General features: G+C 67.4%; 19 protein-coding genes and 2 pseudogenes. 15 read left to right on the forward strand and 6 right to left on the reverse strand.

Annotation, left to right across the window (positions count from 1 at the left end):
* Positions 1–71 precede the first annotated feature (71 nt).
* The 4 genes and pseudogenes from A5771_RS21080 to A5771_RS21095 form a co-directional block, all read left to right on the forward strand.
* Positions 72–371: pseudogene (locus tag A5771_RS21080) on the forward strand (winged helix-turn-helix domain-containing protein); the annotation flags it as partial.
* On the forward strand, positions 368–1,084 hold the full coding sequence (locus tag A5771_RS21085) for a sirohydrochlorin chelatase (protein ID WP_064857132.1): 717 nt from the start codon (positions 368–370) through the stop codon (positions 1,082–1,084). The pseudogene A5771_RS21080 and the gene A5771_RS21085, both read left to right, overlap by 4 nt.
* 110 nt (positions 1,085–1,194) lie before the next feature.
* Positions 1,195–2,583 (forward strand): nitrate/nitrite transporter, encoded by a 1,389-nt coding sequence (locus A5771_RS21090; RefSeq protein WP_064857133.1) that lies wholly within the window; start codon positions 1,195–1,197, stop codon positions 2,581–2,583.
* Between the two features lie 31 nt (positions 2,584–2,614).
* Positions 2,615–3,751: a uroporphyrinogen-III synthase gene (locus tag A5771_RS21095; protein WP_064857176.1), complete on the forward strand. Its 1,137-nt coding sequence runs from the start codon at positions 2,615–2,617 to the stop codon at positions 3,749–3,751.
* Positions 3,752–3,784: 33 nt separating this feature from the next.
* Here the strand turns inward: A5771_RS21095 and nirD are convergent, their stop codons facing one another.
* On the reverse strand, positions 3,785–4,186 hold the full coding sequence (gene nirD / locus A5771_RS21100) for a nitrite reductase small subunit NirD (protein ID WP_064857134.1): 402 nt from the start codon (positions 4,184–4,186) through the stop codon (positions 3,785–3,787).
* Positions 4,183–6,753 carry a nitrite reductase large subunit NirB gene (gene nirB / locus A5771_RS21105; protein ID WP_082947375.1) on the reverse strand — a complete coding sequence of 857 codons (2,571 nt, stop codon included), beginning with the start codon at positions 6,751–6,753 and terminating at the stop codon, positions 4,183–4,185. The genes nirD and nirB overlap by 4 nt, the downstream gene beginning before the upstream one ends.
* Before the next feature lie 225 nt (positions 6,754–6,978).
* On the opposite strand from nirB, the gene A5771_RS21110 reads away from it, so the two are divergent.
* The 6 genes and pseudogenes from A5771_RS21110 to A5771_RS22355 form a co-directional block, all read left to right on the forward strand.
* On the forward strand, positions 6,979–7,416 hold the full coding sequence (locus A5771_RS21110) for an Hsp20/alpha crystallin family protein (RefSeq protein ID WP_064857178.1): 438 nt from the start codon (positions 6,979–6,981) through the stop codon (positions 7,414–7,416).
* A gap of 166 nt (positions 7,417–7,582) precedes the next feature.
* Positions 7,583–7,879 carry a hypothetical protein gene (locus tag A5771_RS21115; protein WP_064857135.1) on the forward strand — a complete coding sequence of 99 codons (297 nt, stop codon included), beginning with the start codon at positions 7,583–7,585 and terminating at the stop codon, positions 7,877–7,879.
* A gap of 62 nt (positions 7,880–7,941) precedes the next feature.
* Entirely contained in the window at positions 7,942–8,784 is an 843-nt protein-coding gene (locus A5771_RS21120; RefSeq protein WP_064857136.1) for a hypothetical protein, read from the forward strand.
* Between the two features lie 34 nt (positions 8,785–8,818).
* On the forward strand, positions 8,819–10,732 hold the full coding sequence (locus tag A5771_RS21125; protein ID WP_064857137.1) for a fumarate reductase/succinate dehydrogenase flavoprotein subunit: 1,914 nt from the start codon (positions 8,819–8,821) through the stop codon (positions 10,730–10,732).
* The gene (locus tag A5771_RS21130; RefSeq protein ID WP_064857138.1) at positions 10,732–11,487 is read left to right on the forward strand and encodes a succinate dehydrogenase/fumarate reductase iron-sulfur subunit; all 756 of its coding nucleotides are present in this window, start codon (positions 10,732–10,734) and stop codon (positions 11,485–11,487) included. The genes A5771_RS21125 and A5771_RS21130 overlap by 1 nt, the downstream gene beginning before the upstream one ends.
* Before the next feature lie 3 nt (positions 11,488–11,490).
* Positions 11,491–12,311 (forward strand): annotated as a pseudogene (locus A5771_RS22355) (aldo/keto reductase); the annotation flags it as partial.
* A gap of 215 nt (positions 12,312–12,526) precedes the next feature.
* Here the strand turns inward: A5771_RS22355 and A5771_RS21145 are convergent.
* The gene (locus A5771_RS21145; protein ID WP_064857179.1) at positions 12,527–13,396 is read right to left on the reverse strand and encodes an inositol monophosphatase family protein; all 870 of its coding nucleotides are present in this window, start codon (positions 13,394–13,396) and stop codon (positions 12,527–12,529) included.
* Between the two features lie 84 nt (positions 13,397–13,480).
* Positions 13,481–13,966 (reverse strand): flavin reductase family protein, encoded by a 486-nt coding sequence (locus A5771_RS21150; RefSeq protein ID WP_064857180.1) that lies wholly within the window; start codon positions 13,964–13,966, stop codon positions 13,481–13,483.
* A 258-nt stretch (positions 13,967–14,224) separates the two neighbouring features.
* On the opposite strand from A5771_RS21150, the gene A5771_RS21155 reads away from it, so the two are divergent.
* The 3 genes from A5771_RS21155 to A5771_RS21165 all read left to right on the forward strand — a co-directional run bounded on the left by A5771_RS21155 (position 14,225) and on the right by A5771_RS21165 (position 17,922).
* Positions 14,225–16,069 (forward strand): acyl-CoA dehydrogenase, encoded by a 1,845-nt coding sequence (locus A5771_RS21155; RefSeq protein WP_064857141.1) that lies wholly within the window; start codon positions 14,225–14,227, stop codon positions 16,067–16,069.
* A gap of 153 nt (positions 16,070–16,222) precedes the next feature.
* Positions 16,223–17,191, forward strand: a complete 969-nt coding sequence (locus A5771_RS21160; RefSeq protein WP_064857142.1) for a GlxA family transcriptional regulator — start codon at positions 16,223–16,225, stop codon at positions 17,189–17,191.
* A gap of 17 nt (positions 17,192–17,208) precedes the next feature.
* Positions 17,209–17,922: a DJ-1/PfpI family protein gene (locus A5771_RS21165; RefSeq protein ID WP_064857143.1), complete on the forward strand. Its 714-nt coding sequence runs from the start codon at positions 17,209–17,211 to the stop codon at positions 17,920–17,922.
* Positions 17,923–18,065: 143 nt separating this feature from the next.
* On the opposite strand, the gene A5771_RS21170 is transcribed toward A5771_RS21165, so the two are convergent.
* Entirely contained in the window at positions 18,066–19,400 is a 1,335-nt protein-coding gene (locus tag A5771_RS21170; protein WP_064857144.1) for an acetyl-CoA C-acetyltransferase, read from the reverse strand.
* Between the two features lie 139 nt (positions 19,401–19,539).
* Here A5771_RS21170 and A5771_RS21175 point away from each other — a divergent pair, with 139 nt between their 5' ends.
* Together A5771_RS21175 and A5771_RS21180 are read left to right on the forward strand one after the other, a co-directional pair.
* Positions 19,540–20,904 carry a 3-oxoacyl-ACP reductase gene (locus A5771_RS21175; RefSeq protein WP_064857145.1) on the forward strand — a complete coding sequence of 455 codons (1,365 nt, stop codon included), beginning with the start codon at positions 19,540–19,542 and terminating at the stop codon, positions 20,902–20,904.
* 1 nt (position 20,905) lies between these two features.
* Positions 20,906–21,748, forward strand: coding sequence for a MaoC/PaaZ C-terminal domain-containing protein (locus A5771_RS21180; protein ID WP_064857146.1), 843 nt, complete (start codon positions 20,906–20,908; stop codon positions 21,746–21,748).
* On the opposite strand, the gene A5771_RS21185 is transcribed toward A5771_RS21180, so the two are convergent.
* Positions 21,745–22,371, reverse strand: a complete 627-nt coding sequence (locus A5771_RS21185; RefSeq protein ID WP_064857181.1) for a TetR/AcrR family transcriptional regulator — start codon at positions 22,369–22,371, stop codon at positions 21,745–21,747. The two genes, A5771_RS21180 and A5771_RS21185, sit on opposite strands and share 4 nt — an antisense overlap.
* Positions 22,372–22,395: the final 24 nt, after the last annotated feature.

Consider the following 22,395-nt stretch of genomic DNA (forward strand, 5'->3'; position numbering starts at 1 on the left):
ACCGGGCAACGGGTTGGAAATCGTTCGGTAACACCGATGAAATCGGCTGCCGCTAAACCTTATACATGAGTACCGTTCAGGCGGCCGGTCATCTCATCACGATTGAGGACGGCCGGGTCTTCGTGGACGGGATGATCAAGCCGGTGTCGCCGGCCGGCCTGGCCACCCTGCGGGCGTTGGCGCACCGGCCCGGTGTCGTCGTGCCGCGCGAGGCGTTGCGGCGGGCATTACCGGGGCGCGACAGCAGCACACACGCGGTGGACACTGCGGTGCTTCGGCTGCGAACGGCGTTGGGCGACAGCCAGATCGTCGCCACCGTGGTCAAGCGGGGGTACCGGCTCGCGGTCGATGATCAAGCGGGGGCCGCATGATTCCCATCCTGGTCGCACACGGCACTCGCCGGCCCGAAGGTGTCGTCATGATCGGTGAACTCGCCGATCGGGTCGGCACATTACTGGCGCAGCCGGTGCGGGTGGCGTTCGTCGACGTGCTGGGCCCCACCCCGACCGAGGTTCTTTCCGCTGAAGCCGATACCGGCCGCCCAGCCGTCGTCGTGCCGGCCTTCCTGGCTCGCGGCTATCACGTCCGGGTCGATGTACCCACCCATGTGCTGGCCAGCGGCCACCCTGACGTCACGATGACGCCGAGTCTGGGGCCGGACCTGCGCGTGGCCGCTGTGGTCGCCGCGCGGCTGGTCGAATCGGGCTGGCGGACAGGAGACTCGGTGGTCCTTGCGGCGGCCGGTTCGTCGGACCCGACGGCGCGGGCCGACCTCGACCGGGCCGCCCGAATGCTGTCCGGGCTGCTGCGCGCGCACGTCGAGGTGGCGTTCGCCGCCACCGGCACGCCAGGCGTTCGTGACTCAGTGGCCGCCTTGCGCAGCCGGGGCGCGAGGCGGGTGGCGGTCGCCTCTTACCTGTTGGCAGACGGGCTGTTTCAGCGACGACTGCACGACGCCGGAGCGGATCTGGTCACCGAGCCACTGGGCGCCCACCCCCTCCTCGTCCGCGTCGTCGCCAACCGGTTCCTCACCGCACAGACTCGGCTTCCGTTGCGATCCGGATCCTTCGGCGGCGGCCGGTAACCCGGTTTTGAGACAGGTCTCACGCCGGCCTCGCCCGGCCGTGAGCAGAAGTTCACCGGAGGGACATCAGGTGCAGCTTTGCCGTAACGAATGATTCATACCGTGTCATCATGCCTTCACACGTCATCACCGATTGGGATCCCGAAGACACCGTGGCCTGGGCCGCCGGTAACGACAAGATCGCCCGGCGCAATCTGATCTGGTCGACCATCGCCGAACACGTCGGCTTCTCGATCTGGTCGATCTGGTCGGTGATGGTGCTGTTCATGCCCGAATCGGTGTACGGCTTCACCAGCGGTGACAAATTTCTGCTCGCGGCCACCGCTACCCTGGCCGGCGGCGGCCTGCGCATCCCGTACTCGATGGCCACCGCGACGTTCGGCGGCCGGAACTGGACCATCTTCTCCGCGCTGGTCCTGTTGATCCCGACGGTGTCGATGATGGTTCTGCTGGCTCACCCGGGTCTACCGCTGTGGCCGTATCTGGTGTGCGCGGTGCTGACCGGTCTCGGTGGCGGCAATTTTGCGGCGTCGATGACCAACGTGAACGCGTTCTACCCCAACCGGCTCAAGGGCTGGGCACTGGCGGTCAACGCCGGTGGCGGCAACCTCGGGGTGCCGCTGATTCAGCTGGTTGGCTTGGCGGTGCTGGCAACCGCAGGCAATCGCCAACCGCACTGGGTCTGCGCGATCTACCTGGTGTTCCTCGCGGTCACCGGGATCGGCGCGGCGCTGTTCATGGACAATCTCGCCAATCACAAGGTCGATCTGACCGCGATGCGCTCGATTCTACCTGCGGCCGACACGTGGATCATCGCGCTGCTCTACATCGGTACCTTCGGCTCATTCATCGGGTACTCGTTCGCTTTCGGTCAGGTGCTTCAGATCAGCTTCGTCGGCAGCGGCCAGAGTCCCGCGCAGGCCTCGCTGCACGCTGCTCAGATCGCCTTTCTCGGACCGCTATTGGGTTCGGTGGCGCGGATCATCGGCGGTCGTGTCGCCGACCGCATCGGCGGTGGCCGGGTCACCCTGGCCGCCTTCGGCGGGATGTTCGCCGCCGCCGGGCTGCTCGCCGGTGTCAGCTTCCTCAACGATCATCGCAGCGGTCCCACGAGCAGCGCCACCATGGTCGGCTTTGTCATCGGCTTCGTAGCGTTGTTCATCGTCTCGGGGATCGGCAATGGTTCGGTGTACAAGATGATCCCGTCGGTCTTCGAGGCCCGCAGTCACGCACTGGGTCTCAGCGAAAGCGAGCGCCAGCACTGGTCCCGGGCCATGTCGGGGGCCCTGATCGGATTCGCCGGTGCCATCGGCGCGTTCGGCGGGGTCGGTATCAATCTGGCGCTGCGCCAGTCGTATCTGTCCAGCGGCTCGGCAACGGCGGCATTCTGGATCTTCCTGGCCGGCTATGTCGTCGCCGCGGGCTTGACCTGGCTGAGGTATGTGCGCAGCCCGATCCTCACCGTGCAACCTGCCCGGGCCGCTCTGGCTCCGGCATAAAAAGGTGGCCACCGCCGCAGCGGGGATGCTCATGAGCCGGCTGAATCAAACGCCGCTGAGCGGCTACCGGGTTGCGGTGACCTCGTCGCGCCGTGCTGACGAGCTCTGCGCCATACTGCGCCGGCACGGCGCGACGGTCTGCGCCGCGCCGGCGATCGCGATGATCGATTTGACCGATGATGACGAACTACACCGGCGCACTGACGAATTGATCGCAGAGCCGCCTGACATTCTGGTTGTCACAACCGCAATCGGTTTCCGCGGCTGGATCGCCGCGGCCGAGGGCTGGGGGCTCGTCGACGAGCTGATCGAGGTATTGCGATCAGCCCGCATCGTGGCACGTGGGCCGAAGGCGGTCGGCGCCTTGCGTGCGGCCGGGCTGCCCGAGGAGTGGTCACCCCAATCCGAGTCGTCGTCGGCGGTGCTCGGCTACTTGATGCAGGAAAATATGATCGGTTGCCGGATCGCAGTCCAGCTGCACGGTTCCGCCAGCGGCTGTGATCCGATTCCGGAGCTACTAGGCCAACTCCGTTATGCGGGCGCCGATGTGGTGCCCATCAGGGTCTACCGGTGGCAGGCCGCCCGCCCGGGCGGAGAATTCGACCAGCTGACCACCGAGATCGCCCAGCGGCAATTCGACGCCGTCAGCTTCACATCAACAGCGGCCGTGCTGGCGACCCTGACGCGTGCCACCGAACTCGGTCTCTCTGACGAGTTGCTCGGGGCACTGCGATCGGATGTGCATGCCATGTGCGTTGGTCCGGTGACTGCCCGCCCGCTGGCGGTACTGGGCGTACCCACCTCGTCCCCCCGGCGAATGCGCTTGGGCGCGTTGGCCCGCCATATCGTCGACCAGCTACCCCGGTTGCGCACCCACACCGTATATACGGCCGGGCACCGAATCGAGATCCGTAGCAGTTGCGTGATGGTCGACGGGGAGGCCAAGTCGTTGTCCCCCGCCGGAATGGCGACCCTGCGGGCGCTGGCCCACCACCCCGGCAGGGTGGTTTCCCGCGATGATCTGCTGGATGCGCTGCCGGGCAACGGAAGTAACACTCACGCGGTGGAAACCGCGGTGCTGCGACTCCGAACCGCCCTGGGCGACAAGAACATTGTCGCCACCGTGGTCAAGCGCGGTTACCGGCTGGCAGTAGAGTCGACCGGCTGAGCCACGGCCCGGGGCGGTGGCGGTCCGGCCGCGCTAAGCGACGGCCAGTGCGGTGGACCCGGTGGAGCTGGAATGCCCGGGGGCGTCAGCGGTCCGGCCGACCTGCACGTAGCCGTCCACGATCCGGGTCGGGTACACCCGGACCGAGATGCGGGGGTCCTCCAGGCAGCTGCCGTCGTCGAAGGCGAACGCCTGCTTCTTCAGCGGTGAGATGACGGTCAGCCGGCCGCCGCGGTCACCGACGATCCCCCGCGACAGCACCGCCGCGTGGAAGAACGGGTCGACGTTGCACACCGCGTGCACCGAGCCGTCGTCGAGCCGAAACAGCGCGGCCTGCTTGCCGTTATCCAGCAGCACGCCCACGCCGAGGCCGGGAATCAGCTGGTCGTATCGGCAGGCGGTGGTCCATGCCTCAATGTTGTGAGCGGTGATCATGCTTCCTCCTCAATGCGCAGTACCGGGATGGGCAATGGGATCTTGCGGCCGTCGCGTTCGGTGAACGCGACGGTGGTGTCTTCGGCGTCGGGGGCGTTGACGAACGACACGAAGCGCGACAGTTTCTCCGGATCGTCGAGCACCCCCTTCCATTCGTCGGTGTAGTTGTCGACGTGGCGGGCCATCGCCGCCTCGAATTCAGAAGCGAGGCCCAATGAGTCATCGCAGACGACTTCGCGGACGTGGTCGAGCCCGTTGTCCATCGACTCGATCCACGGTGCGGTGCGCTGCAGCCGATCCGCAGTGCGGATGTAGAACATCAGGAATCGGTCGATGTAGCGGAACACGGTCTCGGTGTCGAGGTCGCCGGCCAGCAACTGGGCATGCTTGGGCGTCATGCCGCCGTTGCCGCCGACGTAGAGATTCCAGCCGAGTTCGGTGGCGATCACGCCGACGTCCTTGGCGCGCGCCTCGGCGCACTCCCGGGCGCAGCCGGACACCCCCATCTTGATTTTGTGCGGAGCGCGCAGCCCCCGGTAGCGCATCTCCAGGTCGATGGCCATCTTCACCGAGTCCTGCTGCCCGTAGCGGCACCAGTCGCTGCCCACACAGCTTTTCACGGTGCGCAGCGACTTTCCGTATGCCTGACCGGATTCCATGCCGGCGTCGACCAGTTTGCGCCAGATCTCGGGCAGCTGATCGACCCGGGCGCCGAACATGTCGATCCGCTGCCCGCCGGTGATCTTGGTGTACAGGCCGAACTCCTGGGCGATCTGGCCGATCAGGATCAGGTGCTCGGGCTTGATCTCCCCGCCGGGCACCCGGGGAACCACCGAGTAGCTGCCGTTGCGCTGAATGTTGGCCAGGAAGTGGTCGTTGGAGTCCTGCAGCGCGGCCTGCTCACCTTCCAGGATGTGCTCAGATCCGGTGGAGGCCAGGATGGAGGCGACGGTCGGTTTGCAGATGTCGCAGCCGTGTCCGGTGCCGAAGCGCTCCAGCAGCTCGGAGAACGTGCGGATTCCGGTGACCTGGATGATTTCGAAGAGCTCGGCGCGGGACTGGGCGAAGTGCTCGCACAACGACTTCGACTGTTCCACGCCCTCGGCGATCAGCAGTTCTTTGAGCAGCGGGATGCAGGAACCGCACGAGGTGCCGGCCTTGGTGCGGTCCTTGAGCGCCTGCACGTCATGGCAGCCATCAGCGATCGCGTCGCACAACTGTGTCTTGCTGACGTTGTTGCAGGAGCAGATCTGTGCCGCCCCGGGCAGCGCGCTGATGCCCAGCGAGGTCTTGGCGCCGTCACTTGGCGGCGCGATCAGGTGCAGCGGGTCGCCGGGCAACTCGGCGCCGACCATCGGGCGCAGCACACCGTAGGAGGATGCGTCACCGACGAGAATGCCGCCGAGCAGGGTCTTGGCGTTGTCGGAGAGCACCAGCTTGGCGTAGGTGCGCTTCACCGGGTCGTTGATCACCACCGACAGCGAGTTCTCGGTGGCGCCCATCGCATCCCCGAAGCTGGCCACGTCGACACCGAGCAGCTTCAGCTTGGTGGACATGTCGGCTTCACCGAACTCGGCGGCTCCCTCGAGCAACCGGTCGGCGACGACCTCGGCGCTGGTGTAGCCGGGTCCGACCAGGCCGTAGCAGCAGCCCTCGATGGCGGCCACCTCACCGATCGCATAGACGTCGGGATCGCTGGTCCGACAGGACAAGTCGGTCAGCACGCCGCCGCGCTCGGCGATCGCCAGGCCGGCCTCGCGGGCCAATTCGTCACGCGGACGCACTCCGGCGGCGAAGATCACCAGCCCGGCATCGATGTCGGTACCATCGGAGAGGCGCACTCGCAGACTGGGTGAGCCGTATTGGTGGGTGAGCTGTTCGATCGACTCGGTGCCCACCCCGACGTGCACCGCGATGCCCAGGTCGGAGATCATCCGGCTCAGCAGCATGCCACCGGCGTCGTCGAGCTGCTGTGGCATCAACCGCGGCGCCATCTCGACGATATGGGGCTGGATGCCGGAGCTACGAAGCGCATTCGCGGCTTCCAGCCCGAGCAGACCGCCGCCGATCACCACGCCGGCGCGAGTGTGGCCGGCTTCGAGCATGCACTGGATGTCGACCCGGATGCCGTCCAGGTCGTCCAAGGTCCGGTAGACATGGCACCCGGGTAGATCGTGGCCGGGAACCGGCGGAACGAACGCTCGGGATCCGGTCGCCAGCACCAGGGTGTCGTAGCCGTAGCGCTGCCCGTCCGCGGCGAGCACCGACTTGCCGGCCAGGTCGAGTTCGGCGACCCGGGAGCGCAGCAGCAACCGCACCTGGTCGTCGCCGGCGTAGTCGTTCCCGGGCAGCGCCAGCCGGGATCGATCCCAGCCTTCGGTGTACGACGTCAGTCCGACCCGGTCGTAGGCCGGATCGGATTCCTCGGCGAGCACGGTGATCCGCCAGTGCCCGCTGTCGGACCGGCTGCGCAGCGCCTCGACGAATCGGTGGCCCACCATGCCGTGTCCGACTACGACCAGTTCCCGAACGGGGTCGCCGGCGCGGGGGGTTTCGATCGGGGCCATGCGGATGAGATTAGAAAGCCGATATTGCCGCAGGATCGCCATGCGTTACAAGCGTGTGACGGTGTGCTCACGCGCATGTGACGTCGTTCACGGGGGCGCGAACTGTCGGTTTGTTCACCGTCGGCGAACACGGAACTTTAGCGTGGTCGACTCAAGTTCCACCTGGTGACGGGCCGGCGACCGACCGGTACGCAGCGATCGATCTTCAAGAAAGGTAGCGACACCATGAGCACCCTGACCCTGTGGCAACACCCCTTCGACACCGACCGGTGGGTACGCGACTTCTTCGGCCCGGCGACGGCCAGCGACTGGCGGGCACCGAGCGGGTTCAGCCCGGCCGCCGAGATCACCAAAGACGGCGACGACGCGGTGGTCCGGCTGGAGCTGCCCGGCATCGACGTGGACAAGGACGTGACGGTCGAACTCGACGGCGGCCGGCTGGTCGTCCGCGGCGAACGTCGCGATGAGCACGCCGAGACCGACGCCAAGACCAAGCGCACGCTGCGCGAGGTGCGCTACGGCGCCTTCCGCCGCTCGTTCGCGGTCCCGGCGCATGTCACCGGCGACGCCGTCACCGCGTCCTATGACGCCGGTGTGCTGACCCTCCGGGTAGCCGGCGTCTACGCGGGCAGCGAGCCGCGACGGATCGCCATCACGAAGTAGGCCGGTAATCGGCGAAGGCCCGGAAAACCCCCGCACACACCGTGTGTGGGGGTTTTTCGTGCGGCGAACACGCAACCATCGCAACGTGATCTGTCTCACGTTCCGTTCCGGATATGACTAGCATCGGGTGAACGTACTGTGATCCGTAACACCTGAGGAGGCACCGGTGTCTGGCACTAGTGAACTCGCCGAACTTCACGCCCTGATCGGGGACCTGCGGCGTTGCGTGCTGGGGCTGAAATCCCGGTTCGGCGACATACCCGGGATGCGCCGCATCGAACTGGACGCCGAGCGAATCCTCACCGACGTCGAACTCCTCGAATCCGACGCCGGCGAACTCGACCTGCAGCGCTGGGCCGCCGAACGCGCCCAGGACAAGATCACCATCCCCGACACCGAGTACGACAGCGAATTCTGGCGTGACGTCGACGACGAGGGCGTCGGCGGCCAAGGCAGGTACTGACACCATTGGGTGCTGCTTCACAGGGGCGCCCTCCGACGAATCCAGCCGAAGGGAACCCCTAGATGAGCGCACCCGCCGTGAACCGTCCCGGCACCGGCGTCTTCTCGGCGACTCGCGCACGAATCGCGAATCGCACCCTGCGTACCGACCGCTGGTGGTTGTCGCCGCTGCGGGTGAACCTGGGCCTCACCGCCTGGGTCATCTACGCAACCGTCCGGGCGTTCTGGGGCAGCGGGTACTGGGTGTCCGACTACCACTACCTGACGCCGTTCTACTCGCCGTGTATCTGGGAGTCGTGCGCGCCCGGCTCCAGTCACCTGGGGGTGTGGCTCCCGTTTGCGGCGCCGTGGTGGGTCCCGATGGGCATGCTGGTGCTGCCATTCCTGCTCGCCTTCCGACTGACCTGCTACTACTACCGCAAGGCCTACTACCGCGCCTACTGGCAGTCACCGACGGCCTGCGCCGTCCCCGAGCCGCGCGCTGGCTACACCGGCGAAACCCGCTTCCCGCTAATCCTGCAGAACAGCCACCGCTATTTCTTCTACGCCGCGCTCGCGATCACGGCGTTGAACACTTACGACGCGATCATGGCGTTTTATTCGGTGCACGCCAATAACGGCGCGGGCGGATTCGGCTTCGGCGTGGGCAACATCGTGCTGCTGGTCAACGTGGCGATGCTGTGGGCCTACACCGGCGGCTGCCATTCCTGCCGGCACATCTTCGGCGGCCGCCTGAATCACTTCTCCAAACACCCGGTGCGCTATTGGTTCTGGACGAAGATCAGCTGGTTCAACGGCCGGCACATGCAGTTCGCCTGGATCACGCTGGCCACCCTGGCATTCACCGACTTCTACGTCTGGATGGTCTCCAGCGGCGTCATCACCGACTTCCGATTCATCGGCTGAGTGCCGCAATCACACGAAGGGTAAGCGAGAATTCATGGATGAAGTCGAACGGCACTCCTACGACGTGGTCGTGATCGGTGCCGGCGGCGCTGGCCTGCGCGCGGTGATCGAAGCCCGCGAGCAGGGTCTGAGCGTGGCGGTGGTGTGCAAGTCGTTGTTCGGCAAGGCGCACACCGTGATGGCCGAAGGCGGCTGCGCCGCGTCGATGGGCAACGTCAACGCCAAGGACAACTGGCAGGTGCACTTCCGGGACACCATGCGCGGCGGAAAATTCCTGAACAACTGGCGAATGGCCGAGCTGCACGCCCGGGAGGCGCCGGAGCGGGTCTGGGAGCTGGAGACCTACGGCGCGTTGTTCGACCGCACCAAAGAGGGAAAGATCAGCCAGCGCAACTTCGGTGGTCACACCTACCCGCGGCTGGCCCACGTCGGCGACCGCACCGGTCTGGAGATGATCCGCACCATGCAGCAAAAGGTGGTCTCGCTGCAACAGGACGACCACGCGGAATTCGGTGACTACGAAGCCAAGATCAAGATCTTCCACGAGTGCACCATCACCGAATTGCTCAAAGATGAGGCCAGCGGCGCCATCTCGGGCGCGTTCGGCTATTGGCGGGAAAGCGGCAAGTTCGTCTTGTTCGAGGCGCCGGCGGTGGTGCTGGCCACCGGAGGCATCGGCAAGTCGTTCAAGGTGACCTCGAACTCCTGGGAATACACCGGCGACGGGCACGCCTTGGCGCTACGGGCCGGCGCGACGCTGATCAACATGGAGTTCGTCCAATTCCACCCGACCGGGATGGTCTGGCCCCCCAGCGTGAAAGGGATTCTGGTCACCGAGGGCGTGCGCGGCGACGGCGGGGTGCTCAAGAACTCCGACGGGACCCGGTTCATGTTCAACTACATCCCGCCGGTGTTCAAAGGCCAGTACGCCGAGACCGAGCAAGAGGCCGACCAGTGGCTCAAGGACAACGACTCGGCCCGGCGCACGCCCGACCTGCTGCCCCGCGACGAGGTGGCCCGCGCCATCAACTCCGAAGTCAAGGCCGGGCGCGGTTCGCCGCACGGCGGGGTGTTCCTCGACATCGCCTCGCGCCTGACATCTGAGGAGATCAAGCGCCGGCTGCCCTCGATGTACCACCAGTTCATGCAGCTCGCCGAGGTCGACATCACCAAGGACGCAATGGAAGTCGGCCCCACCTGTCACTACGTGATGGGCGGCATCGAGGTCGACCCGGATACCGGCGCTTCGGTGGTTCCCGGACTGTTCGCCGCCGGTGAATGCTCCGGCGGAATGCACGGATCCAACCGGCTGGGCGGCAACTCCCTGTCGGACCTGTTGGTCTTCGGCCGCCGCGCCGGCCTGGGCGCCGCGGAATACGTGCAGAAGCTGGACAGTAGGCCGGCCGTGGCGCCGGCGGCGCTGGACGCCGCAGCCAAGCTGGCGCTGGCGCCGTTGGACCGTAGCGGCGGGGCCGCGGAGAACCCGTACACCCTGCACGCCGACTTGCAGCAGTCGATGAACGACCTGGTCGGCATCATCCGCAACGCCGCCGAGCTCGAGCAGGCGCTCTCCCGGCTCGAGGAGTTCAAAGCCCGGTTCGCGGCCATCGCCGTCGACGGCGGCCGGCACTACAACCCCGGCTGGCATCTGGCCGTCGACCTGCGCAACATGCTGCTGGTCAGCGAGTGCGTGGCCAAGGCGGCGCTGCAACGCACCGAGAGTCGCGGCGGGCATACCCGCGACGACCACCCCGGCATGGACGCCAACTGGCGTAAGACGCTGCTGGTCTGCCGGGCCTCGGACGAGAGCGAGGTTCCTGACATCACCATCACCCCCGAGACCCGGTCCGGGATGCGCGAGGACCTGCTGGAACTGTTCGAGATCTCCGAGCTGGAGAAGTACTACACCGACGAAGAGCTGGCCCAACACCCGGGACGGAGAGCGTAATGACATACAACGCCCAGCTGCGGGTCTGGCGCGGTGACGTCGACGGCGGTGAGCTGCAGGACTTCGAAATCGAGGTCAACGAAGGCGAGGTGGTGCTCGACGTCATCCACCGGCTGCAGGCGACCCAGACCCCCGACCTGGCGGTGCGCTGGAACTGCAAGGCCGGCAAGTGCGGGTCGTGTTCGGCCGAGATCAACGGCTACCCGCGACTGCTGTGCATGACGCGGATGTCGACGTTCGACCCCGACCAGACCATCACCGTCACCCCGGTGCGGACCTTCCCGGTGATTCGGGATCTGGTCACCGATGTGTCCTACAACTACGAGAAGGCCCGCGAGATGCCGGCGTTCAAGCCGCCGGCGGATCTCAAGCCCGGCGAGTACCGGATGCAGCAGAAGGACGTGGAACGCTCCCAGGAATTCCGCAAGTGCATCGAGTGCTTCCTGTGCCAGAACGTCTGCCACGTCATCCGCGACCACGAGGAGAACAAGCCGCGGTTCGCCGGGCCGCGGATGTTCATCCGGCTGGCGGAGTTGGAAATGCACCCGCTGGATACCGCCGACCGCCGCGACTTCGCCCAGGACGAGGCCGGCCTGGGGCTGTGCAACATCACCAAGTGCTGCACCGAGGTCTGCCCGGAGCACATCACGATCACCGACAACGCCATCATTCCGATGAAGGAGCGGGTGGCCGGGAACCGCTACGACCCGGTCGTCTGGCTCGGCCGAAAGATCTTCCGCCGCAAGCCCGACTGAGCCGTGCAGACGACCACGCTGGGTCGAAGCGGCCTCGGAGTCTCACGCTTGGCGCTGGGCACCTGGGAGTTCAGCGGGGCGTGGGGCGGCGTCGACGAGGACGAGGCGATCGCGATCGTCCGTCGGGCCCGGGAGTTGGGTTCAACTTCTTCGACACCGCCCACGAGTACGGGTTCGGAACGGCCGAGCGCATTCTCGGCACCGCGCTGCGCCACGACCTGGACCACGCCCGCGACGAGGTGCTGATCGCCACCAAGGGCGGCTTGCGCGAGACCGACGACGGACCGGTCCGCGACGCACGGCCCGAATGGCTTCGTCACGACGTCGACACCAGCCTGGCCGCGCTGGGCCTCGATCGCATCGACCTCTATCAGGTGCACTGGCCCGACCCGGCCGTGCCGGCTGCCGAAACCGCCGGCGCGCTGGCCGATTTGGTGGCGACCGGAAAGATCCGCCACGTCGGGGTGTCGAATTAGGACGCCGAGCAGATCGCGGAGTTCTCGGCCACGTTGCCGGTGGAAACCGTCCAGCCGCCGTTCAACATGTTGCGCCGCGGACTGCAGGACACCTTGTTCCCCTACTGTCGGGAACACGACGTCGGCGTGCTGGTCTACGGTGCGCTGGCGCACGTCCTGCTGACCGGGGCCATCACCTCCGACAGCAGTCTCGCCGCCGACGACTGGCGGGCCCGAAGCGGAATCTTCAGCGGTGCCGACTTCGCTCGCAACCTGAAAGTCGTTGCGGGACTTCGATCCCTGGCGTCAGACCTAGGTGTCACGCTGAGCCAGCTCGCGTTGGCCTGGGCGTTGGCGCAGCCCGGGGTGACCGGTCGTGCTTGGCCCCGATCGCCTTCACCGTCGGGTTGTCGATCACCCGAACGATGATGTGCCGTTCGCCGAAGCCCAGCGGGCTGTGCGCCTCGGTGACGATGCGGTGCTGGGCGTGGAACCGGCGCAGCTCCTCCTGGTTAGGTCAAAGCGTGATACGCGACATTTACCGAGTCACGGTGAATTCAGCCACAATTCAAGTGGCGTCACTGCTACTGCGAAATCGGCCCGAGACCGCCCTCGCGCCGCAGCGTTGCGATGAATTCGTCGGCGATACCGGGTGCCGCGGCGATGATCGGGTCCGCGCTGTCGATCTCCGGGCCGGGCAGCACCACCCGCGCACCCGCCTCCGCCGCGATCAACGAACCCGCCGCGTAGTCCCACGGTTTGATCCCGTGCTCGTAATAGACGTCGAGGCGCCCGGCAGCCACCATGCACAGGTCCAGCGCCGCTGATCCGATCCGACGCACGTCGCGCACCATCGGCAGCAGTCGCGCCAGCAACTGGGCCTGCACTGCTCGGCGCCCGCGCGAATACCCGAACCCGGTACCCAGCAGGGCCACGGACAGCTCGGAGACGTCGTTGCAGCGCAGCGCGGCGGTGCCGGCCCGGTCGGTGACCTGGGCGCCCAGCCCGCTGGCCGCCGAGTAGATCCGGTCACCGGCCACGTCGGCGACCGCGCCGGCCACCGAGGTCCCACCGATCTGGGCGGCCACCGACACGGCGTAGGCGGGCACGTCATACATGAAGTTGACGGTCCCGTCGATCGGGTCGACCACCCAGGTGACGGCGCCGGGTTCTCGTCCCGAGACGTCGCCGGAGCCGCCGCCTTCTTCTCCGAGCACCGCATCGCCGGGCCGCAGCTGCGTCAGCCGGTCGCGGATGAAGCGCTCGGTCTCGGTGTCGACCACCGTCACCGGATCGGTCGGAGTGCTTTTGGTTTGGACCAGGTCGTGGGCCGAGCCGGCCCCTTCCGCACCGAACACCTCGGCGCGGCGCCGCTGCACGAACTCCGCCGCCTCGGCCACCAGCGTCTCGGCCGTGGACCGCAACTGCCCGGGGTCGCTACTGAGAGTCGCCATCTGCCCATAGCAACACATCCGCGCCGGGCATCGCATCTTCGGCGAAGCCGCCGGCGACGCCGATCCACCACCGTTCTAAATGGTCTAGCCTCCGAGCCGACGGAACCCGCTGCGGTGAAACACGATCGGCGCGACCTCCGGATCCACCGTCACGTCGCAGACCCGCAGCACCACGATGGTGTGGTCCCCGGCGGGAACCAACTGCTCAACTGAGCTGCCCAGCCACACCCCGGTGCCCTTGATGAACACCGCACCGTCGTTGCTCACCGTCTCCAGCCCGGCGAAGCGGTCACCGGTCTTGGCGGCCAGGGTGCGCGCCGCGATGTCATGAGCCTCGCCGAGCACACTGATGCCCAGCCGGGGCGCGTCCTTGAGCTTGGGCCACGTCGTGGAGGTGTTCTGCACGCAGAACGACACCAGCGGCGGCTCCAGCGACACCGGCACGAAGGTGCTGGCCGCCAGCCCGACCCGCACGCCGTCGACCTCGGCCGCAACAGCCACCACGCCGGACGGGAAATGGCCGAACGCCTCCCGCAGCGACGACGGGCTCAGATTGCTCGCGGAACTCACCTGGGCATTCACCGGAAACTCGTTCACCTCGTCGGATCGGGTCGCTGAAGAACCCTACCCGCCGCGCCGCCACCCCGGGGGGAGCGGTGCGTTCCCGCCGCTGACCTGGTGAGACCAACTGGTTGGTTAGTTACTTTGACGATGTAGCTCACACTGGCTTGCACTGTGGCCGCCAGGGGGTATATTTCAGGGCACGTTACTGGTGGGTAACTTAAGCCTAGTACCCAACCGCAGGTGGCATTCCATGAGGAGGAAGTAGTGAGCCACTACAAGAGCAATGTCCGTGACCAGCTCTTCAACCTGTTCGAGGTATTCGGCTTGGACCGGGTCTTCGGCCAGGGCGAATATTCCGACCTGGACGTCGACACCACTACCGAGATGCTCGGCGAGATGGTCCGCCTGGCCGAAGGCCCGATTGCTGACTCGTTCGTCGAGGGCGACCGCAACCCGCCGGTGTTCGACCCGGCCACCCACACGGTGACCCTTCCCGAGGCGTTCAAGAAGTCGGTGCGTGCCACTCTGGAAGGCGGCTGGGACAAGGTCGGCGTCGTCGACGAGCTCGGCGGCATGCCGATGCCCAAGGCGCTGATGTGGGCGCTGCACGAGCACATCCTCGGCGCCAACCCGGCGGTGTGGATGTACGCCGGCGGCACCGGTTTCGCCAACATCTTCTACCACGTGGCCACCGAAGAGCAGAAGAAGTGGGCCGTCATCGCCGCCGAGCGGGGCTGGGGCTCGACCATGGTGCTCACCGAGCCGGACGCCGGCTCGGACGTGGGCGCCGGCCGCACCAAGGCCGTCCAGCAGGAGGACGGCTCCTGGCACATCGACGGCGTCAAGCGGTTCATCACCTCTGCTGACTCCGACGACCTGTTCGAGAACATCTTCCACCTGGTGCTGGCCCGCCCCGAGGGCGCCAAGCCGGGCACCAAGGGCCTGTCCCTGTTCTTCGTGCCGAAGTTCCTGTTCGACTTCGAGACCGGCGAGCTCGGCGAGCGCAACGGCGTGTTCGTCACCAACGTCGAGCACAAGATGGGCCTGAAGGTCTCGGCGACCTGTGAGCTGACCTTCGGACAGCACGGGGTGCCGGCCAAGGGCTGGCTGGTCGGCGAGGTGCACAACGGCATCGCGCAGATGTTCGACGTGATCGAGCAGGCCCGGATGATGGTGGGCACCAAGGCCATCGCCACCCTGTCCACCGGTTACCTCAACGCCCTGGAGTACGCCAAGGAGCGGGTGCAGGGCGCCGACCTGACCCAGATGACCGACAAGGCCGCGCCGCGGGTGACGATCACCCACCACCCGGACGTCCGCCGGTCGCTGATGACCCAGAAGGCCTACGCCGAGGGTCTGCGCGCGCTGTACATCTACACCGCCACCTACCAGGACGCCGCGGTGGCAGAGGCCCTGCACGGGGTGGACGCCGAGCTGGCGGTCAAGGTCAACGACCTGATGCTGCCGATCGTCAAGGGCGTCGGCTCCGAGCAGGCGTACGCCAAGCTCACCGAGAGCCTGCAGACCCTGGGCGGCTCGGGCTTCCTGCAGGACTACCCGATCGAGCAGTACATCCGCGACGCCAAGATCGACTCGCTCTACGAGGGCACCACGGCGATTCAGGCGCAGGACTTCTTCTTCCGCAAGATCATCCGGGACAAGGGCCAGGCGCTGGCCCACGTCGCGGGCGAGATCGAGGTGTTCATCGCCAACGAGTCCGGCAACGGCCGGCTCAAGGCGGAGCGGGAGCTGCTGGCCACCGCGCTGGCCGACGTGCAGGGCATGGCGGCGACGCTGACCGGCTACCTGATGGCCGCGCAGGAAGACATCTCCAGCATCTACAAGGTCGGCCTGGGCTCGGTGCGCTTCCTGATGAGCGTGGGCGACCTGATGATCGGCTGGTTGCTGACCCGCCAGGCCGCGGTGGCCGTGCAAGCCCTGGACGCCGGAGACAGCACTCTCCAAGGCGCTGACCGGGCCTTCTACGAGGGCAAGATCGCGGTGGCGTCGTTCTTCACCAAGAACTTCCTGCCGCTGCTGACCAGCACCCGCTCGGTGATCGACGCCATCGACAACGACATCATGGAGCTCGACGAAGCGGCTTTCTAAGCGCTGACAACACCACAGACCGCGCAGGCCTCCGGGGCGATCCCCCGGGGGCCTGTTGCCATTGGCGCGCCCAGACGGGCGAGAAAGCGCGTGTCCTGATTAGTGGGATGTATGGCGTAGACGCCACCGGGGTCGGCGGCTGACACTGGGGGTGTGACACACAAGGTCGTCATCTTGGGCTATCCCGGCATCCAGGCGCTGGATGTGTTCGGGCCGTCGGAGGTGTTCGCCGGGGCATCGCTGGCCCTGCTGGGCGCCGGCCGCGGCGAGGACGGGTACGACGTCACGGTGGCCAGCGCCGGAGGCGAGCCGATCGCCACCAGCAGCGGACTGGTGCTGGCGACGAGCGCGCTGCCCGACCCCACCGATGCCGTCGACGCGGTGGTGCTGCCCGGCGGCAGCGGTGTGGATGCAGCTCGGGCCGACCCGGACGTGCTGGAGTGGATCCGCATCGCCTCGGCGCACAGCCGACGGGTGATCAGCGTGTGCACCGGGGCTTTTCTGGCCGCATCGGCGGGGCTGCTCGACGGGTGCCGAGCCACCACGCACTGGGCGTTCGCCGACGCACTGGCCCGGGAGTTTCCGGCGGTCAACGTCGACCCGGAGCCGATCTTCCTGCGGAGCTCGGAATCGGTGTGGACCGCAGCGGGTGTCACCTCCGGAATCGACCTGGCGCTGGCGCTGGTCGAAGACGATCACGGCACCGAGGTGGCCCAGACCGTGGCCCGCTGGTTGGTGCTGTACCTGCGCCGGCCGGGCGGGCAGACCCAGTTCGCGGCCCCGGTCTGGCTACCGAGGGCGCGCCGCGCGCCGATCCGCGACGTGCAACAACTCATCGAGTCCGAACCCGCTGGCCCGCACCGGATCTACGACCTGGCCGCCCGTGCCGCGATGAGTCCCCGGCACTTCACCCGGGTTTTCACCGACGAGGTCGGGCTCGCGCCGGGCGCCTACGTGGAGCGGGTGCGTACCGAGGCTGCGCGCCGACAGCTCGAAGAGACCGACGACACCGTCGTCGTGATCGCCGGCCGCTGCGGCTTTGGCACCGCGGAAACCTTGCGCCGCACCTTTATCCGTCGGCTCGGCATCTCCCCCGACCACTACCGCAAGACGTTCGCCTGACACCGGAAGGACAACCCATGCAAATCGCAATCGTGCTCTATCCCGGCTTCACCGCCCTGGATTTCATCGGCCCCTACGAGGTACTGCGCTGGCTGCCCGACGCCCAGGTACGGTTCGTCTGGCATGAGCCCGGCCCGATCACCGCCGATTCCGGTGTGCTCATCGTCGGAGCCACCCACTCCTTCGACGAAACCCCTTCTCCCGACGTCATTGTGGTGCCCGGCGGCATGACCACGACCGAGCACGCCCGCGACGAGAAACTGTTGGCGTGGGTGCGGCAAGCCCATACGACGGCGGCCTGGACGGCGTCGGTGTGCTCGGGGTCGATCATCCTGGCCGCCGCCGGGCTGCTGGCCGGTAAGCGGGCCACCTCACATTGGCTGGCGCTTCCCGCGCTGAAGGCGTTCGGCGTCACCCCGGTCGGTGACGAACGCATCGTGCACTCCGGTGACATCGTCACCTGCGCCGGGGTCTCGGCCGGCATCGACCTCGGGTTGTGGCTGGCCGGGCGGATCGGTGGCGAGGACCGCGCGAAGGTCATCCAGTTGTCAATGGAATACGACCCGCAACCGCCGTTCGACTCCGGTCATCTGTCCAAGGCGTCGGCGAAGACCAAAGCGGCGGCGACCGCGTTGATGGCCCGGGATCTGGCCAAGCCGGCGCAGTTGAAGGCCTCCGCGTTGCTGCTGTGGGACGCCGCAATCGGAGCGGCCCGAAGCCGGCGAGGCTAACCGGAGACGTTGGCCGCCGCTGGATCCCCTCAGTCCAGCGGCGAGCCAAGTCCAGGCTGCTCCGCGCTGACGCTGGGGGCAGACGACCACACGGAGCACGCCGTGCTGTGGACTACCCCGGGGTGACCCGGCACAAACGTGGGCTACGCCTCCAGAATCGCGGCCACGCCTTGGCCCCCGGCGGCGCAGATCGAGATCAGCGCACGCACCGGCTTGTTCTTCTTGGCGGCCTTGGCTTCGGCGATCTGCTTGGCCGCCTGCGCCACGATCCGCCCGCCGGTGGCCGCGAACGGGTGCCCGGAGGCCAGCGACGAGCCGTTGACGTTGAGCTTGGATCGGTCGATGGCGCCCAGCGCGGCGTCCAGTCCCAGCCGCTCCTTGCAGTATTCCTCGGACTCCCACGCCGCCAGGTGGCACAGCACCGTCGAGGCGAACGCCTCGTGGATCTCGTAGAAGTCGAAGTCCTGCAGGGCCAGACCGTTGCGGGCCAACAGCCGCGGCACCGCGTAGGTCGGGGCCATCAGCAGCCCGTCGGGCCCGTTGACGTAGTCGACGGCGGCGGTCTCGGAGTCGACGAAGTAGGCCAGCGGGGTCAGCTTGTGCGCGGCCGCCCACTCCTCGCTGGCCAGCAGCACCGTCGACGCGCCGTCGGTCAGCGGCGTGGAGTTGCCCGCGGTCATGGTGGCGTCGCCGGCCTTGGCGCCGAACACCGGCTTGAGGGTGGCCAGCTTCTCGGGGCTCGACTCGGGCCGCAGGTTGTTGTCGCGGTAGAGGCCCTGGAACGGGGTGACCAGGTCGTCGAAGAAGCCGCGATCGTAGGCGGCGGCCATGTTGCGGTGGCTTGCGGCGGCCAGCTGGTCCTGGTCGACCCGCTTGATCCCCATCTTCTTGGTGGTGATCGCCTGGTGCTCGCCCATGGAAAGACCGGTGCGGTTCTCTTTGTTGGCCGGGATCTCCACCCCCAGGGTGGCCGGCAGCTTGCCGATCAGCTTGAGCCGCTGCATGTTCGACTTGGACCGACGCAATGCCAGCAGGGTGCGGCGCAGTTCGTTGCCGACCTCCAGGGGCGCGTCGGAGGTGGTGTCCACCCCGCCCGCGGCGGCCACCTCGTAGCGACCGGCGGCGATACCGTCGGCTGCGCAGATCGCCGCCTGCAGGCCGGTGCCGCAGGCCTGCTGCAGGTCGAAGGCGGGCGTGTAAGGCGACAGCGCCGAGCCGAGCACGCATTCCCGGATCAGGTTGAAGTCACGGCTGTGCTTGAGCACCGCGCCGCCGATCACCGCGTCCAGCTTCTCGCCGGCCAGCCCGAACCGGTCGACCAGGCCGCCGAGCGCCGCGGTGAACATATCCTGGTTGGACGCGCTGGCGTAGGCGCCGTCGGAGCGTGCGAAGGGGATGCGATTGCCACCGAGGACGGCGACGCGACGTCGCGCGCCGGTGTCGGCGGGTGTGGGCTTAGCAGCAGATCCAGATGCCACGATCTCTCCGTCTACTGGGGCGCCCCGCACTGCCGGGGCGGTTGGACTAATACTACCCAGTATTCTTACTCTGGAGTAAGTTCGTTGTCGACACCGTCGCCTGCACCAGGCACACGTCCCCACACGGAAGGCAACTCAAGTGGCCCCCAAGCTTCCCTCGGACCTGTTGTCCCAGATCATGAACTCCGGCCCCGGGTCGTTCCTGTCCAAGCAACTCGGCGTTCCGCAAGCCGAGACGCTGCGCCGCTACCGGGTCGGCGAGCCGCCGCTGGCCGGACCGCTGCTGATCGGCGGCGAAGGCCGGGTTGCGGAGCCGCTGCGCGCCGCACTCGCCGGCGACTACGAGGTCGTCGGCGACAACCTCGGCGGCCGGTGGGCCGACTCGTTCGGCGGGCTGGTCTTCGACGCCACCGGCATCACCTCGCCGGCCGGGCTGACCGGGCTGCACGAGTTCTTCACCCCGCTGCTGCGCAACGTGGGCCGTTGCGGCCGGCTCGTCGTGGTCGGCACCACCCCGGATCAGATCGACGGCGTCGACGAGCGGATCGCCCAGCGAGCGCTGGAGGGCTTCACCCGCTCGCTGGGCAAGGAGCTGCAGCGCGGCGCCACCGCGCAGCTGGTGTACCTGTCGCCGGACGCCAAGCCCGGGGCCACCGGTCTGGAATCGACTATGCGGTTCATCTTGTCGGCCCGCTCGGCTTACGTCGACGGCCAGGTGTTCTACGTCGGCGCCGACGACGCCACCGCGCCCGCCGACTGGGACCGCCCACTGGAGGGCAAGGTGGCCGTCATCACCGGCGCCGCGCGCGGCATCGGAGCCACCATCGCCGAGGTGTTCGCCCGCGACGGTGCCAAGGTGGTGGCGATCGACGTGCCGCAGGCGGCCGAAGCGCTGGAGAAGACGGCCGCCCGGGTGGGCGGCACCGCGCTGGCCCTGGACGTCACCGCCGACGACGCGGTCGATCAGATCACCGCCCATCTCAAAGAGCACTATGGCGGCAAGGCCGACATCCTGGTCAACAACGCCGGCATCACCCGTGACAAGCTGCTGGCCAACATGGACGACGCCCGGTGGAACTCAGTGCTGGCGGTCAACCTGCTTGCCCCGCAACGGCTTACCGAGGGACTGGTGGCCAATGGCAGCATCGGCGACGGCGGCCGGGTGATCGGCCTGTCGTCGATGGCCGGCATCGCCGGCAACCGCGGCCAGACGAACTATGCGGCCACCAAGGCCGGCATGATCGGGCTGACCGACGCGCTGGCGCCGGTGCTGGCGCCCAAGGGCATCACGATCAACGCCGTCGCTCCCGGCTTTATCGAGACCGAGATGACCGCGGCGATCCCGCTGGCCACCCGCGAGGTCGGCCGCCGGCTCAACTCACTGTTCCAGGGCGGCCAGCCCGTCGACGTCGCCGAGCTGATCGGCTATTTCGCCAGCCCGGCGTCGAACGCCGTGACCGGCAACACGATCCGGGTCTGCGGCCAGGCCATGCTGGGGGCATGACATGACTCAACCAAGTGGCACCAGGAACATGTTGCGGGCGGTCGCCGGGGCGCTGCCATTCGTGCCGCGCGCCGGCACCGTGCCGGACCGCACGCTGCAGGTCGACGAGCTGGCCATCGACCCCGGCCACGTCGCCGAATACGCCGCGGTGACCGGACTGCGCTACGGAGATCAGGTGCCGCTGACCTACCCGTTCGCTTTGACCTTCCCGACAGTGATGGAGCTGGCCACCGGCTTCGATTTCCCGTTCGCCGCAATGGGTTCGGTGCACACCGAGAACCGGATCGTCCGGCACCGCCCGATCACTGTCACCGACACCGTCGGGTTCAGTGTGCACGCGGAGAACCTGCGCGAGCATCGCAAGGGTTTGCTGGTCGACATCGTCACCGACATCAACGTCGGAAACGACCCGGCCTGGCATCAGGTGACGACGTTCCTGCACCAGCAGCGCACCAGCCTGTCCGACGAGCCGAAGCCGCCCCCGGCCAAACAGCCCAAGTTGGGCCCGCCCAATGCGGTGCTGCGGGTCACGCCGGGCCAGATCCGGCGCTACGCCTCGGCCGGTGGCGACCACAACCCCATCCACACCAGTTCGATCGGCGCCAAGCTGTTCGGCTTCCCGACCGCGATCGCCCACGGAATGTTCTCCGCGGCAGCGGTTCTGGCCAACATCGAAGGGGCCCTGCCGGACGCGGCGGAGTACTCGGTGAAGTTCGGCAAGCCGATGCTGCTGCCGGCCAGCCCGGGTCTCTATGTCGACCGGGTCGAGGGCGGCTGGGATCTGGCGCTGCGCAACGTCGCCAAGGGCTATCCGTATCTGACCGGCGCGGTGCGGGCGCTCTAGCCCGCCGCGGCGCTCTCGACGCCCTCGCGTCCGCCCGGAGCCTCTTTGAGGCCGCGCCAGAATAGGTCGATCATCAGCTGGCCCGCCTCGTCGACGTCGGTGTCGCCGGTGCTGACCCGGCTGGCGATCGCCTCGCCGGCGCCCACCAGCGCCACCGCCATCAGCTCGAAGTCGACGCCGGGCTCGGGGTTGCGGGTCCCGGCGCGCAACAGCCGGCCGACCAGCTCCACGATCCGCTCGCGACCCTCGCGCACGGTATGAGCGAACGCCTGCGAACTGGTGGCCTGGGCATACATCACGATCCACGACGCCCGGTTGGCGTCGATGTAGTGCAGGAACGACCGAACCGCGTTCCGTAGCAGGTCTTTCGGGGGTTGCTGGAAGTCGATAGCGGTGCGCACCGCCTCGACGAAGCGCTGCAGCTCGCGGTCCAGACACGCCCCGAACAGCTCCTCCTTGGAGCCGTAGTACAGATACAGCATCGGCTTGGAGATCTGCGCGGCCGCCGCGATCGAGTCCATCGAGGTCTCGTGGTAGCCGTTGATCGAGAACATCTGCACCGCGGCGTCGAGCATCTGCTGTTCCCGCACGGCGCGTGGTAACCGCTTACTGCCAGCTGCCATCGACTCGGAATCCTTCCGCATTCT

The sequence above is a fragment of the Mycolicibacter sinensis genome, from assembly GCF_001667375.1.
GTDB classification, from domain to species: Bacteria; Actinomycetota; Actinomycetes; order Mycobacteriales; family Mycobacteriaceae; genus Mycobacterium; species Mycobacterium sinense_A.